The following is a 17000-nucleotide window of genomic DNA, read 5'->3' as shown; positions in this document are numbered from 1 at the left end:
AATCGTTTAGTTAATTTTCGGTTTCAGTTCGTCGGGCGAGTCTTTGGTATAAGACTTCACATCTCCTGCCACCTTGGTGAATAATCCCTGTATCTGTTCCAGGCTGACGGTTGTCGCCGGACGGAAAGCGTCTGAATTCATATAATCCAGGATTGCCTTGTGCATTTGCCGGGCAACGATTCGTTTCTCCGGTTGGGAAGTAACATCCATACTCGTCATTAGTAGTTTGCCGTTCAATACGTTTGCTTCGAACAACATTCCGATTTTCCGGCTGATAAACCAGGTGTCAATGCTCTGAACGGTTGGCTGAAACTCTTCCGGGAAGTCGGTGAATTGCATGACTTGTGCCTTATTCAGCAGTTCCCACCATTGCAGGTTGCTATGATATTCTGTCGGAAATTCACGGAAAAGAGGATGATACTCATTCAGGAAGATACCTGTCGTATGCGGCGGACGCATCTTGAACCAGGACGTATTCCAAAATACGGGAGTGAAGTATTGCTTGACTTCCTTACCGTATTGTATCTTTCCGGCTGCCGTAATCAGTACGTTTCCACCTTCTTTCAATACGGAGATTGCTTTTTCATCCAATGTGTCGGTGGTATAGACGTCTCCATGCGCCAGTTCCATTTGTGCGGGATATACCCAGAAATCCCAGTCGTTGACAGCGTTGACTGCATCGCTGCCCTCGATACGTACTTCGAGATTCAGTTTCTGCGGGGTGTCGATTCCTTTCAGAGCCAAGTCCACACTACCCAGGGAACAGAGGTTGCCGACAGGAATAGTTTGCGTGCTGACAGTGCTGGTGCCGGCGGTGCCGACAGTATCGTCCGTTCCGCCTGCTCCAAACGTTCCATGAGCATATACCTTTCCGAACTTATCTTTGATGGTATAGATTGTTTTTGCTCCTTGCAGGGGCGCTGCTCCGAAATGGGACACTTCGATGTCCGCATGGAATGTTTCATCATTGGCATATACGAATTTGGGAATACGTGCCAGGGGAACAGTCGGACTGCAAAAGCGCCTGAATTGTTCGGCATTGATATACCCTTTTTCTTCAAAGAATACGTCCAGTACGCCGACCAGTGCGGTTCCCTGACCGGAATAGTCGTTGAGAGCCAACAACTGGAAGCCTGCGTAATCGGGAGTGCGCAAAGTCTTTTCGATCTCGTGTTTGTAACAGAGCGCCTGCAATTTGCCCGAAGCCATCATAAAGTCATAACTTTGGCTTCCCATATGATTGTCATTCAGAATGTCCCGGAAGATTTCAAAGTTCTTCGCTTTGTTGACTCCGGTATATTTGCGTATTTCGTTGAAGTTGGGGAAAACACACCATTGTCCCGTTTCATGCGATACATAAGGCTGTTTCACAGTGTCGATACGTGAACGGTAGTCCGACATACTTTCCGGTCGGGCACCTGCCCAGCTCAAGCCGCGTGCTCCGGCTTTCACATGGAATTGGTTATGCGGCTGCCATTGCCAGCTATTTCCTACGGATGCTCCTGTATATACGCGGCGCGGGTCTGTAGCTTTCCAGTAATCTACGAATTTGCTTACCCATGCCACCCAACGGCCGGAAGGTTCGTTGCCGCAAGCGAGCATACAGTAAGAAGCATAATTCCCGTATTCTTTGGTCAGGGCGATGGTTTCGTCCATCAGATATTTATCAATCGGCTGACCGTTGCCCAGTCTCGGGCCGTGATTCGGCCAGCTCGGGCCTTCCGGTTGCAGGTAGAAACCGACAAGGTCGGCAGCGATAAAGGCAGCTTCCGGTGGGCAGAAGGAGTGGAAGCGCATATGATTCAGACCGTAGCTGCGGCAAATACGGAATACCCGTTCCCAGGAAGCTACGTCCATTGGCGCATAGCCTGTCAATGGGAAGTCGCAGTTCTCTACCGTACCACGGAGCATCGTTTTGCGCCCGTTCACGTAGAACCATTTTCCTTCTATTTTGAAGTCACGCATGCCGAACTGCACTTGTTTTGTGTCATGCTGTTTGCCGTTGTTTAGCGTGGCAGTCAGTTTATAGAGTGCGGGGCTGAATTCATCCCATGTCAGGAAGTCTTTTCCCATCGGGAGTTCCATCTCAATCGGATTATCGCCCGGGCGGATGCTGAAACTTTGTTTGACGGGAGCTACCGTATGCTGTATGTCGGCATTGAAACTTTCGGCGGAAAGAGTGATTTCTCCTTTGGTGGTAGCGGCGGACTGTATGTTCATGCGTACCACGGCTTTCCGATTATTCAAATCGGGATATATCTGGATATCTTCAAAGTGGACTTTCGGAGTGGTTTGCAGTTCTATTCGTCCTACGATACCGTTCCAGTTGCCTTGCGTCTGGTCGGTGATGCTATGGGAGTCGGGGCCTACGTTGATTTCCTTGATGCGGTTGTCGATACGGATGGTAATCAGGCACGTTTTGCCGGGAGAGACCGCGGAAGTCAGGTCGTATATGTGAGGAACGCAAAGACTGTTTTGCATACCGAGTTCCTGTTGGTTTACCCAAACGGTGGTTTCGATGTGCGGACGTTCCAGGAAGAGGGTGATTCTTTCCCCTCTCCAATTGGATGGTATTGTAACTTTCTTTTGATACCAGGCTACGCCTACATAATGCTTGTCGGGAGTCAGGAAGAAGGGGAGTTTCACTTGTCCTTCCATCCTGTATTTCTCCATGTATGGATTGAAATAGTAAGAACTGTCATACAAGCTTCCAGTCCATTGGGTGCGGGCGGTCACTTCGTCTCCTTTCAGTTTTTCGGGCATGGAACCGGGCAGGTTGATGGAATCGTCGAAGGATTTCTTGAACCATTGTTCCCTGACGCCTGCATCTTCCCGGTCTATTTGGAAATTCCATTTGCCGGATAAGCTGAAAGAGTGGTTTTGCCCCTCTACGATGCATACAGAAGCAATTGCGAGGACAATACTTGCTAAAATTCGTTTCATGATATATAGAATTGATATGTTTTTCATCCTTTTAGGAAATCTGCTGCTAAAGTAGGGCTTTTTAGGGGTTCGATAAATAGAAAGATGTACAGATACATAGAATATTGTATCAAAATGAGCCTGTATGAGGGCTGGTGTACAAAACTACATGGATTTGATAATATATCCATCTGCTTTCGTTCCGATATATTTCAGAGATGCGATATATTTGCGGAGTAAACTTTTTAATCTTAAAAGGAACCATGAAAAAAGTATTTCTATGGATGGCTCTGTGTCTTTGCCCGGTAATGTCAATTTTCGCGGGCGGGACTGCTTATCTCTTTTCTTATTTTATAAATAATAGTAAGGACGGACTGCACTTGGCGTATAGTTATGACGGTTTGAACTGGATGCCTTTAAACGGCGGACGCTCTTATCTGACGCCCGCTGTCGGTAAAGATAAATTAATGCGTGACCCCAGTATCTGCCAGTCGCCGGACGGGACTTTCCATATGGTGTGGACTTCCAGTTGGACAGACCGGATTATCGGCTATGCTTCTTCCCGCGACTTGGTGCATTGGAGTGAGCAACAAGCCATCCCCGTGATGATGCACGAATCGGATGCGCATAATTGCTGGGCACCCGAGCTTTTTTATGACGAGCCTTCGCAGACATACTATATCTTTTGGGCGACCACGATTCCCGGCCGTCATAAGGAAGTGCCTACCAGTGAGAGCGAGAAAGGGTTGAACCATCGTATCTATTATGTGACTACGAAAGACTTCCGCACATTCTCAAAGACAAAGATGTTTTTCAATCCCGATTTCAGCGTGATTGATGCGGCTATTGTGAAAGACCCGAAACAAGGGGATTTGATAATGGTAGTCAAGAATGAAAACTCCAATCCACCGGAAAAGAATCTGCGTGTCACGCGCACTAAAAAGATAGAAAAGGGATTTCCGACAAAGGTATCGGCACCAATCACCGGTAATTATTGGGCAGAAGGTCCTGCACCTCTTTTTGTGGACGATACGCTTTATGTCTATTTCGATAAGTACCGCGACCATCGTTACGGGGCTGTCCGCTCCCTTGATAATGGCGAAACATGGGAAGATGTTTCCGAACTGGTTTCTTTCCCAAGAGGTATCCGCCACGGAACGGCGTTTGCAGTAGATGCTTCTGTCGTAGAAGCCTTGAAAAGGCAGACTTCTGCTTGGTTTGATGATAAAGATCTGACTCTGACGGGTGTCTATTATTATCCCGAACACTGGGATGAAAGCCAGTGGGAACGTGACTTCAAGAAAATGCGGGAGCTGGGATTTGAATTTACCCATTTTGCCGAGTTTGCGTGGGCGCAACTGGAACCGGAAGAGGGACGCTATGACTTTGTTTGGCTGGACAAGGCTGTGGCTCTAGCCGCTAAATATGACTTGAAAGTTATCATGTGTACTTCCACTGCTACCCCTCCTGTATGGATGAGCCGGAAATATCCCGAAATACTGTTGAAGAACGAGGACGGAACGATACTTGACCACGGAGCCCGGCAACACGCCTCGTTTGCTTCTCCTCTTTATAGGGAGTTATCTTATAAGATGATTGAGAAATTGGCGCAGCATTATGGAAATGACTCCCGTATCATCGGATGGCAACTCGATAACGAACCTGCCGTACAGTTTGACTACAACCTAAAAGCTGAACTTGCTTTCCGTGACTTTCTCCGTACCAAATACAATAATAATATCCGACTGTTGAATGATGCATGGGGCACTGCTTTTTGGAGCGAAGCTTATTCCACTTTTGATGAAATAACGCTTCCCAAACGTGTACAGATGTTTATGAATCATCATCAGATTTTGGATTACCGTCGTTTTGCAGCAGCGCAGACCAATGATTTCCTGAACGAACAATGTCTGTTGATAAAGAAATATGCAAAGAATCAATGGGTAACAACGAATTATATCCCGAACTATGACGAAGGTCATATCGGCGGAACTCCTTCTCTTGATTTCCAAAGTTATACCCGATATATGGTATATGGTGATAACGAAGGTATCGGTCGACGTGGTTATCGTGTCGGTAATCCATTGCGTATCGCATGGGCGAATGATTTCTTCCGTCCGATACAGGGAACGTATGGTGTAATGGAACTACAACCGGGACAAGTGAACTGGGGCAGTATCAATCCCCAACCACTTCCGGGAGCTGTCCGCTTGTGGATGTGGAGCGTGTTTGCCGGTGGAAGTGATTTTATCTGTACTTATCGTTATCGTCAACCTTTGTATGGTACTGAACAGTATCACTATGGAATAGTAGGTACGGACGGAGTAACCGTCACCCCCGGCGGAAAGGAATATGAGACTTTCATTAAGGAGATTCACGAACTTCGCAAGCATTGCTCATCCCGTGAAACGAAATCTGCCGACTATATAGCACGTCGTACTGCCATTCTCTTCAACCATGAAAACTGTTGGAGTATTGAACGGCAAAAACAGAACCGTACATGGGATACCTTCGGACATATTGAAAAGTATTACCGTACTTTAAAATCATTCGGAGCGCCCGTTGACTTTATTTCTGAATCGAAAGATTTCTCTGATTATCCGGTTGTCATTGCACCGGCTTATCAACTGGCTGATAAAGAACTGGTAGATAAATGGATTACTTATGTCAGAAATGGTGGAAACCTTATATTGACTTGTCGTACGGCACAAAAAGACCGTTACGGCCGCCTGCCGGAAGCTCCTTTCGGCTCTATGATTACCCCTCTGACCGGCAATGAAATGAACTTTTATGATTTACTATTGCCTGAAGACCCGGGTACAGTCGTTATGAATGGAAAAGAGTATGCATGGAATACGTGGGGAGAAATCCTGATACCTGCCGTTGACGCACAGGTTTGGGCGACATATACGAACGAATTTTATGAAGGAAGTCCGGCTGTAACTTTCCGTAAACTAGGGAAGGGAACGATTACTTATATCGGAGTGGACAGCCACGATGGGACATTAGAAAAGGAACTTTTGAAAAAACTATATTCACAGTTGGATATTCCCGTAATGGATTTGCCGTATGGTGTGACACTTGAATACCGGAATGGATTGGGAATTGTGCTGAACTATTCGGATCGTCCTTATACCTTTAAATTACCGAAAGGCGGCAAGGCATTAGTAGGAACCACAGAGATTCCAACAGCGGGTGTATTGGTGTTTTCGATGTAAATATTGAATAAGATGTAGATGTTGAATAAGATTCTTATCTTTGAATGAATTTAAAATAATAGTAATAGTACGATGGATACTTTTTTCTGAAAGTTGCGGAGAACTTTATATTGCAATATTAGTAATATATACTATATTTGCCGCAACATAGAAAACTTTATTCTAACATGAAAAAAACATATTACGTACTATTACTAGCCATCTTATGTAGCAGCTTTAGTTTCGCTCAAAGCCTGAAATCAATTTCTATTTTGGGCGATTCGTATTCAACTTTTGAAGGATATATACAACCTGATACAAATAGCATCTGGTATTACAACTCTCCGCAACACAAGACGGACGTGACTTCTGTTAAACAGACTTGGTGGCATAAATTCATCAAAGAAAACAACTACCGTCTTTGTATCAACAATTCTTTTTCAGGTGCAACGATTTGTAATACGGGCTATCGTCAAGCCGATTACTCAGACCGTTCCTTTATTACCCGTATGGACAAACTGGGATGCCCGGATATAATCTTTATCTTTGGTGCTACAAATGATAACTGGGCTGGTGCTCCTCTCGGAGACTATCAATATGAGGAATGGACAAAGGAGAAACTATATGAATTTCGTCCTGCCATGACCTATATGCTTGATCATATGACTAACCGCTATCCCAATGTTGAAATCTATTTTATATTGAATACTGGTTTGAAAGAAGAGGTTAATGAATCGGTAAGAACTATCTGCAAGCATTATAATATTGATTGCATTGAATTGCATGATATTGACAAGAAGAGTGGGCATCCTTCAGTGAAAGGAATGGAGCAGATAAATGAGCAAGTTAAAAAGTTTATGGTGGAGAAATCTAAGTAGATAGTAGTATATTCTCCTATGCTGTGATAAAAAAAGTATTGCCACTTATACTCCTTGATTATAAAGCATTTATTCAAGGAGTATAAGTGGCAATAAAAGTCTATGATATTAATATCCCGGATTCTGCATTGCTTTCTTTTCTTCGTTGCTTAAGGCAGAACCGTTAGAGTTGGTGATACCATCCAGGAATGCTTGTGGAATCGGACGATAGTAGTGTTTCTGTGGATTGAATTCTCCGAGTCCTCTGCTGACACCATCATTGAATTTATGCCAACGTGTATCCAGCGTTTTGGTACGTGCCAGGTCTTCCCAGCGTTGTAACTCGCCACAAAGCTCACGAGTCCTTTCATTCAATAAGAAACACATCATCTTATCTGCATTAGAGGTACAACCCAATTCATTGTAAATAGGAGTGTCAACTGTGGAGTTATAAATATCTGCCACATCATTCAGCTTCATGGTTGTTTTTGACGAAGCTGTTGTCTGCGATATATTATTAGACTCATAGTAAGTGTTCTCTTCCCAGTAAATAGCACCTTCGGAGGAGTGACCACCACCTTTTCCTGAACAATAAGGATTGTTTTTATACGCCTGTCCGCCATCAACGTTTTTGCTACGGTCTTCACCAGTCTCGTAACCGGCACGTTCACGTAGTTTGTTCATCCATTCGATAGCTTTGTCATAATTGGATTCACCTTTGCGGATATATGCTTCGGCAACCATCAATACGTCGTCTGCCGAACGGGCGATAATAGCATCGCGGGTACCGAATTGCGATGCAATGGAAACGCGGTAACCGTCACGGAATTTGGATAATGCGACTGAACGTTTATGCGGTATGATATCATAGTAATTTCCGGTTTTCTCGTTTATGTTCCAGCTATGTGCCTGTCCTTTGAAATAACGTACGTAAGTATAAGTATTACACATCTTTCCGTCTTTCAGAGCTGTGTAGGCCGGAGCGTTGGGATACTTTTCGTATCGGTTGTCTCCCGGATCATTGACGATGTACTTCATTCCGAGTTCACCACCGCTAAAGCGTTTATCGCCCTCTTTCACACCAGCAGGTGCATATGGCATATCTTCTGCTGTCCAGGTAGGAGCACTCTTGGTTTCGTTGGCTCCGTAGCAAGTGGTAAATGATTTCCAAAAGCGAGAGTCATTGACGCGGTCGAACACTTGCATGGTATATTCGGTAGCACTTACATATGAGAATTCGCGTCCGCCGGAGATATCGCGTTTACAACCACCGATATCATTACCTTGATATACGGAAGGATAATAAAGATGCATCTGATTTCCATAACGTCCCCATGTTGATTCGTCATTGGAGAATTGGGCGGCCAGGACAACTTCGCTGACCTTCTCATTGCCACCGTTCGGTTGTTGATAATCCCATAATTCCACATAGTCATTACACAAAGGATGCGCGGCTACTACTTCCGAGCCATATTGGATAACAGCATCCAAATCGGCGGATACATAACTACTGTTCCAGTCACTATATAGTTCAGAAGCACGGAATAGATGTGCTTTTGCTAGGAAGTGTGCGGCAGCATATTTGTTGATGCGGCCGATGGATGCCCCTTTATCCGGCAGCAGTCTGTAGGCTTCTCCAAAGTCCGATATAACCTGGGAATATATTTCTTCAGCAGAATTACGTGTGAAAAATGTTTCTGCGCTTGTAGAAGGGGTTAATTTCAAAGGTACGCCACCGAATTGCTTCACTAATTCGAAGTAGGCATAAGCTCTGAGGAAATAGGCTTCTCCTAAGCGTGTGTTATAGGTTGGCGAACTTTGGTTATAATACTGTGGCAGGTTCTCGAGTAATATATTTGCCGGTTCGACCAATCCGTAATAGTTATCCCATATAGGTTGGTTTGCTCCATTTTCAGAAGAGTTTAAATCCTGACTGTAGTGGTTCCATGCCGGAATAACATTGTTGGCATCGGTAAACTCGTCTACTCCCATATTGTAACACTGGATACCCCATATATAATTGAATTTGAATTTCAGTTTCTGATAGGCTCCGGTCACCAGTTCATCAAGACCTTCCTGTGTCTTGAAACGGTCGGTACTATATTGAGTCGTTAGATTTTCGTCCAGGAAAGACTCGCTGCATGAGGTTATCGAACTTCCCATTGCGCTTGCCAGCATGGCTGCAAATAATATTCTGTTTAATTTCATAATGTCTTTACTTTAATTGGTTATTAGAATCCGATATTGACGCCTATTACAAAGCTTCTCGAAGTAGTAGGTGAACCAAATGTCTTGGTGTTATTGTCATAATTTACCAGGTCAGTATCCAAGAAGTCACATGCCTTATAGATATTGAATGGATTCATCGCTTGAACATACAGTTTAAGATTATTGATACCCAGGTTCTTCAATTGTTGTGGGGTAAAATTATAACCTAATGAGATGTTACGGACTTTGATGTATGAACCGTCTTGGTAGTTCATGGCACTATTATAAGAATCGGCTCCTTCACCATTCGAACCGGGTGAATAGTATCTTGCATTCTCATTTGTACCGGCTACCCAATAGTCTACTTTACGCTGCATATAGCGACCATCCAGTGTGACAGAACCTTGCGGCACTGTGAACCCCCAACGTGACAGAATGAAGAAGGAAAGTTCGAAATTCTTGTAACTGAAAGTATTGCTCCATCCACCTGTCCAGCGTGGACGCATATGACCTACAATCTTTTTATCGTCATTAGCATCTATTTTATCGTCTTCATTCAAATCTTTCACTTTGATTTGTCCCGGTTTGCGTCCGTACACAGCAGCTTCTTCGGCTTCCTCTGTTTTCCAGATACCATCGTATACCCAGTCATAATAAACACCGATTTCTTCGCCCACAAACCATTTGTTGTTTACATCTTCGGTTCTGCCGTTAGATAGTTCATCAATCCGGTTTCTGTCCATCGACCATGTCAGGGTAGTACTCCATGTGAAATCTTTTGTTTGTACCGGTATTGCGTTTACTTGCAAGTCGACGCCATAACCGGATGTTTTACCTACATTGGAATACGTAGAGACATAGCCGGTTAGTGAAGGAATTGACATTTCCAATAATAAATCGTCAGTTTTGGTCTTATATGCATCAATACTACCGGAGAGTCGGTTATTGAAGAAACCATAATCGATACCGACGTTGTATTGTGTTGTTCTTTCCCATCCCAAGGTCGGGTTAGCCATTTTGGCAGGTTCTTTTTGTGAAGGGTCTGAAGGTACATAACCTAAAGACGATTCATTCTGCCCCCAATTGTAATACAAGCCGGTGATGGCGCCTTTGGTGGCGTATGCTTTGATAGCTGCATTACCGGTAACACCCATGCCGACACGAAGCTTTAACTGATTCAGCCAACTGATGTCTTTCATGAAGTCTTCCTGATCCATTCTCCATGCGATAGCCGCGGAGGGGAAACTTGCCCATTTATGTCCTTCTGCTAACTGGGAAGCACCGTCCCAACGCATAGATGCGGTTAATAGATATTTGTCTTTATAGCCGTAGTTAAGACGGATCATGTAAGATGCCATTTGAGTTTCTGTCAGACCTGTACCAAAAGAATTCAGAGTACCGGCAGAGCCCATGTTATACCAGAGTTCATCTGATGACGCTACATTGGTAGCTCTCATGTCTCCCATTTCATAATGATAGGCCGAAGCTGATTGCATTAATGTAGCTCCTAAGCTATGCTGACCTAGAGTCTTGTTGTAATAGATCAGGTTGTCCAATGTCCATGCACGTTTTTGTTCGTTCTTATACTGGGCACCGTTATTACCGTCACCGTTGATACCATCGGCAGCATTAGCAACTCCCAATGTGTAAAACTGGAATTCGGGACCGAACTGAAGCCGGTAAGATAAACCTTCCAGCGGTTTCCATATTTTACCGAAATCAATTTGTGAGTACATGCTGGCAGATGCACGGAAAGTACGGCGCTGATTGGTATTATAGTCCAATTCGCGGATAGGATTGATAATATTGACGTCACCACTCGGATAGCGGACATATTCACCATTTTCATCGTAAGGTACTGTCCACGGAATCATACTTCTCAATGCGCTGTAGAAATCACCGGAACCGGTAACGGATTTAGAGAAACTGTATCCATAGTCTTGAGTGGAGTAAGACGCATTGATTGAAGATCCCATTTTGAACCAATCGACAGGTGTCACGTCGAATGATGTTTTCAATGTGTAGCGTTCATAGGCTTGTCCCGGTTGTGTACCTTTCTGATCCAGGTAACCGAATGAGGCATAACCCTGGAATTTATCAGAACCGCCGGATGCGCTTAAAGTATGTTCGTGAGTGATTCCGGTTTGTTTTCCGTGAGAAGCCCAGTCGTAGGAGCCAACTAGCGATGGATCATAATTTCCATTCACCCATGCTTTTTCTATGTTCTGCCAGGAAGCGGTTACGCTACCGAACGCGGCTTTATCAGCTTCATAAGTAGGAGTGGCAGAAGCATAAGAACCTGCATTGTATTTAGCTAAACGGGCATAATCCAACCATTCTGCAGCAGACATCATTTTAGTGACATCATGTAATGTTTCGAATGTAACAGTACCGGAGTAATTCAGGGTTACTTTACCTTCTTTCCCTTTTTTGGTAGTTACAAGAATTACGCCATTGGCACCGCGTGAACCATAGATGGCTGTGGCCGAAGCGTCTTTCAATATATCAATAGCTTCAATATCGGAAGGATTGATGTTTTCAATGCCACCATTCTGAATCACCATACCATCTACAACATACAGCGGGCTCTGTTCTGCATTGATGGAACGTTGTCCACGGATATTGATGTTACCGACCTCTCCGGGGCGTTGACTGGATGTGATATCTACACCGGCTGTCTTACCTTGCATTCCTTCCAATGCATTTCTTACAGGCATAGCCTTCAGTTCTTTTTCTCCTACTCGGGCCATAGCACCGGTTACGTCACTTTTTTTCTGCACACCGTATCCCACAACTACTACCTCATCCAGCGTTTCGGTGTCTTCCTGAAGAGTAATTCTGAAATTGGTATTTCCGGCAACGGATAATTCTTGTTTTTTATATCCTATATAAGTAATAGTGATTGTTCCTTTTGCCGGTACATTGGCTAGAGTAAATTTACCATCTAAATCTGTAATTGTACCGTTGGTAGTACCATTCACCAATACACTGGCACCAATAACCGGCTCTCCCGCAAAGTCGGTAACTGTGCCCGATATTGTCTTATTTTGGGCATGGGATTCGACCATTAAAAAGGAAAATAAAGCGAGGAAAAATAGCCGTCGGATAATGTCCGTATTGGCAAACAAATGATAACTTTTCTTGTTGCTTTTCATACTGTTATTATTAAGTTAAACGAATATATTATTATTGTACTCACGTTGTAGATGATAGGGAAGTACCCTAAAATTGCTGTTTTTCATATGTTTAATCATTAGTTTCTAAATGTTTACTTGTATATTCTTTATTTCTCGTATATTGCTGTTACTTCTTAGAGAATCACTTTAAAAAGTATTATATAGAAGCCTGGTAGTATCATATCTTATTGTAATATTTGTATATTTATATACTCATTTTGGCTATTCAGTTAAACAAAAGTTAGATTCTCTTTTTTAAGGAGCTTTTTCACACTCTATCTGTAAAAAAGTGTTGCAAACATAACGACTTAATCAAAATATAGCAATGCAGAATCGTACAAATGCATGGAAAATACCGTCTTTTGCACGATATTCCATGCTGTAGGCCAGATTTTCAATTAGTGGTTAATGGGGATGAACCTTTTTGTTTCTATTTTATTGTATGGAGATTAGTATTATATAAACCTAAAAAACGATATGGCGAATTTTTCAATAGTGATTGTTCCAACTAAAAAGCTAGCAAATGGCAGGCATCGGATAAGGATAGCAGTAGCACATCATTCGAAAACCAGATATATATCAACCCAGTTCACATTAGATTCTGCAAGTCAATTAAAAAATGGTAGAGTTATCAGGCATGAAAATGCAACAAATATGAATGCTTGCTTACGGAAGCTGATAAATGAGTATGAGGAAATTGTTACATCAATCAGTTATTTACCTGCAATCTCATGTACAGAGCTAATCCGTATTATTACTTATGAACAGAAGAAAAAAGGGATTACTTTTCAAACGGTCGCATCCGAATACATGAACTTTATGAAGGGAGAAGAGCGGGATAAATCTTTCAAGCTTTATAAAATAGCTTCCGAAAGATTTATCAAGTATATGAAAGGTGACTTTCCGTTAATTCAGCTAACCCCTTTACATATACAAGAATTCGCAAAAGTGCTGCAAGATGATAAATTGGCTGATACAACGGTCAGAATATACCTGACCCTGATAAAAGTGATATTGAATTATGCAGGTAAAATGAATTATGTGAATTACTCTATCCATCCTTTTATTCTCTTTAAAATGCCGGCTAGTAATGTAAGAGAACTCGATTTATCAATAGAAGAACTAAAGAAGATACGAGATACTGTTTTACTAAAGCCTACGCTATCAGTGGTAAGAGATATTTTTATGCTTACCTATTATTTAGGTGGTATCAATTTAAGAGACTTGCTTGCATATGACTTTATAGATAAAGAGTATATGAGATATGTACGCCATAAAACACGTAATAGTAAAAAAGGAGTAAATGAAATTGCATTTACTTTGCAGCCTGAAGCGAAAGCTATCATAAACAGATATCTAACTAGAGAAGGCAAACTGAAGTTCGGGAAGTATTCATCTTATAAACAGATATATAGTTTAATCTTCCGACATATAGATAAGGTGATGAAGCTTTCAGGAATAACTAAAAAAGTTACATATTATTCCGCACGAAAGACATTTGCGCAACATGGTTATAATTTAGGAATACAAATAGAAAAGATAGAATATTGTATAGGGCACAGCATGAAGAACAATCGTCCTATTTTTAATTATATAAAAATTATGCAGGAACATGCTGATAAAGTATTTAGAGAAATATTCGATCAGTTATTATAATCACTCAATTCCGTACTATTTTATTTGAAGGTATATTCTCCAATTTTATACTCTTCTCGACTATTGAACAATGTTCAATAGTTGCCTTTTTATTGCCCTTAGCCAACTGTTCTTTTTAAACAACTCGTTTATATACAATATTATTACTTCAAAATAGTAATCTAACTTTTGTTTAAATTGATATTTAGAAGTATGATAACTTATGAAAAACACTGCTACTCGTTTATAGCTATCGCTAAGAATACACTGCGATTGCTATTCTTTATTCCTTTTAGTGAATTTAATAATGAAAATATATTTGTTTAACTTTAAAAAACATGGTATGAAAAAAAACTATGTAACTGCTGCTTTTGCTCTGCTTCTTTTAGCAGGATGTAGCAACGACGTAAAAGAATCCGATATCAAGTTTGCGGGAGAGTCGGGCGCGAAGGTTTCCTTCAGTGCAGTGATTAATAATCAAGAAGCAAGCGAACTTGTAACTAGAGCTACAGAAACAAACTGGGAAATGGGAGACTTAGTCGGAATCACATGTGGTTCCAGACAAGTGAATATTGAGTATGAATATACTGGTGGAGAAAATAGTATGTTTACAGCAAAAAGTGGATATGCAGAAAATATCTGGGTGCTGGGTACTCAAGAGTATGATGTGACAGCTTACTATCCATTCACGGGAACATCAGGTGAAGAACCTTTATCTTTGGAGGTGACTACTGACAGTGAAAATCAAGCAACAGCTGCAACCCGCGAGAAAATAGACTTTCTTTATGCATCGGGCAAGGCTACAGCTGAAAATCCGAATGTAAAATTAGCATTTAATCATGTAATGAGCCGTATTAAGCTGACATTCACTGCCGGTGAAAATGTTACTTTGTCAGATATAACTTGTTATCTTATTAATCTAAGGACAAAAGGAACTTTTAACCCGAATACAGGAGTTACAACAGTAACGGAAAAACCAGCAACGGAAGACGATGATATCGTATGGACAAAGGTTGGTTCTGTTGATAATTACACCATACAGGCTATTTTGCTTCCACAAACAGTTGGTAAGGAAGTGTATATTCAGGCAGGAATGAACGGATATTATTATGAAGTTCATTTCCCTAATTTATCAGAATTAAAACCGGGAGTTTCCTATAATTACACAATCCAGGCAAACGAATATAAAGATAATCCGTTTGTGTTGACTATTACTGAAGAAACGCAGATTGTCGGATGGCAGAATGAGGACGGAGGAACTATTGAATCTGATCCAAGTGTAGCCGGAACGGATGCAGAGACTACCAATCCTTCTTGGAATATCACAGAAGAAACGATTACTCCTACACCTGTAAAGTAATCTTTCTCAGACCTTATATAGAGATACAAAAATACTAATGAACAAATAAAATTCGCTTTATGAAAGTATATAATTATATATCAATGCTTCTCCTTGCCGGTACAGCCATTTTTGCGTCATGTTCGCAGGACGAAGAAGTGAGTGGGGAAAATATGGACTCCATACAGGGTTTTCAAATCAGTGTACTCGATGAGGGGTATCAGAGTATGGATGAAAATAAGACACGTGCAACCGAGAGTGGCTACTCTACTAAATTTGCCGAAGGAGATGCAATAGGTATCTTCGCTGTGAAAGGTGAAAATATAGTAAGTGAAATTAATAACCGGAAGTTCACTATGGAAGATGGTATTTGGACACTGGACGATGATGGTGATCCTATTGAATATAAAGGTTCCGAATATCAGAAAATGAATTTTTATGCTTATTATCCGTATGATGCCAATGTCACCTTTGAACCTGCTAAAACAGACCCATTTGAAACGTATGTAAGTAATTGGAAAATTGGAGAAAACCAGAAAGAAGGTGAATATACGAAATATGATTTGATGACGAGTACAGGAGTTGTGGAAGGCGATCGCTTGAAAGGAAAAATTTCTTTCACAATGAAGCATCAGATGGCACTTGCTGTTATACAAATGCCAAAGATCGTTTATAGTTTTACAAACGGTAATATAGATGAGTATGCATTGCCTGTCAATGTCGGTTCTTTTATCTTGAATAATGCTGAGGCTACTCCTTATTATCAGGAAGCCACGGATACTTATCGCTTTTTGGTTAATCCGAAAAAGACTTTTTCTATCGAGGGAACATATAGTGGAGTCAAAGAAATGGCATACACAGCCGGTGGTACCCTTGATGGTGGTACAGCTAAGATGTACACAATCAATGATGCGAATAAAATCAACCATACTTTACAAGTAGGAGATTATTTTTGTGCTGATGGAAGTATTGTTTCTGTAGAGTCAGAAACGGTGCCGGAGAATGTAATTGGCATTGTATGTTATGCGGGTAATATACAACCCTCAATAACACACGAAGAATATACGGAAACTCAAGATGCTTTACGTCGTGATTATCCGAATTGCACTCACGGACTAGTCGTGGCAGTGAATTATGCTAAATATAACGATGCGAGTACCTCTGTCTTTTCTCCAAATGCAAGAGACTATTTCCATGGTAACTGGTTTAGTAGTGATGAAGATTGGGCTGGTAAGTTTATTAATACTGACACTAAAACAACTGATAGTGATGGCGTGGCAGCTATGCCATTTTTAGGTTATAATCATACAGTATTGATGATTAACTCCCCTACGTTGGTAAATGCATGCGAAGCTGGTGTAAATTTTGTTCAGGCATATCGCATGGACGTAACTGCGCCTGAAGTCACTTCCGATTGGTTCCTCACTTCTTTAAAGGAACTGGATTTGCTGTACAGATTGAAATCAACAATTAATGCCAGGTTGAAAGCTGTAGGAGGAGAGGAACTGATTGAGGGGTCTCGCCATTGGAGTAATGCTGAACGTACAGGAAATGCACAAATAGTATATCAACACAACTTTTCTACAGGTGTGATAAATGATAAACGACGCAATGAAGGGGCAGGTTATTTCCGTATGATGCTTGCATTCTAATATTAAAACAAGGC

At 41.8% G+C, this 17000-nt stretch carries 8 protein-coding genes; 5 read left to right on the top strand and 3 right to left on the bottom strand.

Features of this window, described 5'->3' with window-relative positions; all coding sequences use genetic code 11:
* Positions 1-6: 6 nt before the first annotated feature.
* Positions 7-2943 carry a sugar-binding domain-containing protein gene (locus tag HC965_RS13970; RefSeq protein ID WP_191032041.1) on the bottom strand — a complete coding sequence of 979 codons (2937 nt, stop codon included), beginning with the start codon at positions 2941-2943 and terminating at the stop codon, positions 7-9.
* A 197-nt stretch (positions 2944-3140) separates the two neighbouring features.
* Between HC965_RS13970 and HC965_RS13965 the strand changes: the two genes are divergently transcribed.
* Both HC965_RS13965 and HC965_RS13960 read left to right on the top strand, forming a co-directional pair.
* Complete coding sequence (locus HC965_RS13965) at positions 3141-6140, top strand: beta-galactosidase (protein ID WP_370539982.1); 3000 nt, start codon at positions 3141-3143, stop codon at positions 6138-6140.
* 167 nt (positions 6141-6307) lie between these two features.
* On the top strand, positions 6308-6997 hold the full coding sequence (locus tag HC965_RS13960; RefSeq protein ID WP_191032040.1) for an SGNH/GDSL hydrolase family protein: 690 nt from the start codon (positions 6308-6310) through the stop codon (positions 6995-6997).
* 108 nt (positions 6998-7105) lie between these two features.
* On the opposite strand, the gene HC965_RS13955 is transcribed toward HC965_RS13960, so the two are convergent.
* Together HC965_RS13955 and HC965_RS13950 are read right to left on the bottom strand one after the other, a co-directional pair.
* The gene (locus tag HC965_RS13955) at positions 7106-9184 is read right to left on the bottom strand and encodes a RagB/SusD family nutrient uptake outer membrane protein (RefSeq protein ID WP_191032039.1); all 2079 of its coding nucleotides are present in this window, start codon (positions 9182-9184) and stop codon (positions 7106-7108) included.
* A 23-nt stretch (positions 9185-9207) separates the two neighbouring features.
* Positions 9208-12339: a TonB-dependent receptor gene (locus HC965_RS13950; protein WP_191032038.1), complete on the bottom strand. Its 3132-nt coding sequence runs from the start codon at positions 12337-12339 to the stop codon at positions 9208-9210.
* Positions 12340-12837: 498 nt separating this feature from the next.
* Between HC965_RS13950 and HC965_RS13945 the strand changes: the two genes are divergently transcribed.
* The 3 genes from HC965_RS13945 (at position 12838) to HC965_RS13935 (ending at position 16986) form a co-directional block, all read left to right on the top strand.
* Positions 12838-14016, top strand: coding sequence for a phage integrase SAM-like domain-containing protein (locus tag HC965_RS13945; protein ID WP_191032037.1), 1179 nt, complete (start codon positions 12838-12840; stop codon positions 14014-14016).
* 322 nt (positions 14017-14338) lie between these two features.
* Positions 14339-15355: a fimbrillin family protein gene (locus tag HC965_RS13940; protein ID WP_191032036.1), complete on the top strand. Its 1017-nt coding sequence runs from the start codon at positions 14339-14341 to the stop codon at positions 15353-15355.
* A gap of 59 nt (positions 15356-15414) precedes the next feature.
* Positions 15415-16986 carry a fimbrillin family protein gene (locus tag HC965_RS13935; protein WP_191032035.1) on the top strand — a complete coding sequence of 524 codons (1572 nt, stop codon included), beginning with the start codon at positions 15415-15417 and terminating at the stop codon, positions 16984-16986.
* The last annotated feature ends 14 nt before the right edge of the window (positions 16987-17000 follow it).

The organism is Bacteroides sp. GM023 (assembly GCF_014750685.1).
Taxonomy (GTDB): domain Bacteria; phylum Bacteroidota; class Bacteroidia; order Bacteroidales; family Bacteroidaceae; genus Bacteroides.
The sequence above is the reverse complement of the archived record's forward strand: the minus strand, read 5'-3'. Positions and strand labels throughout refer to the sequence as shown.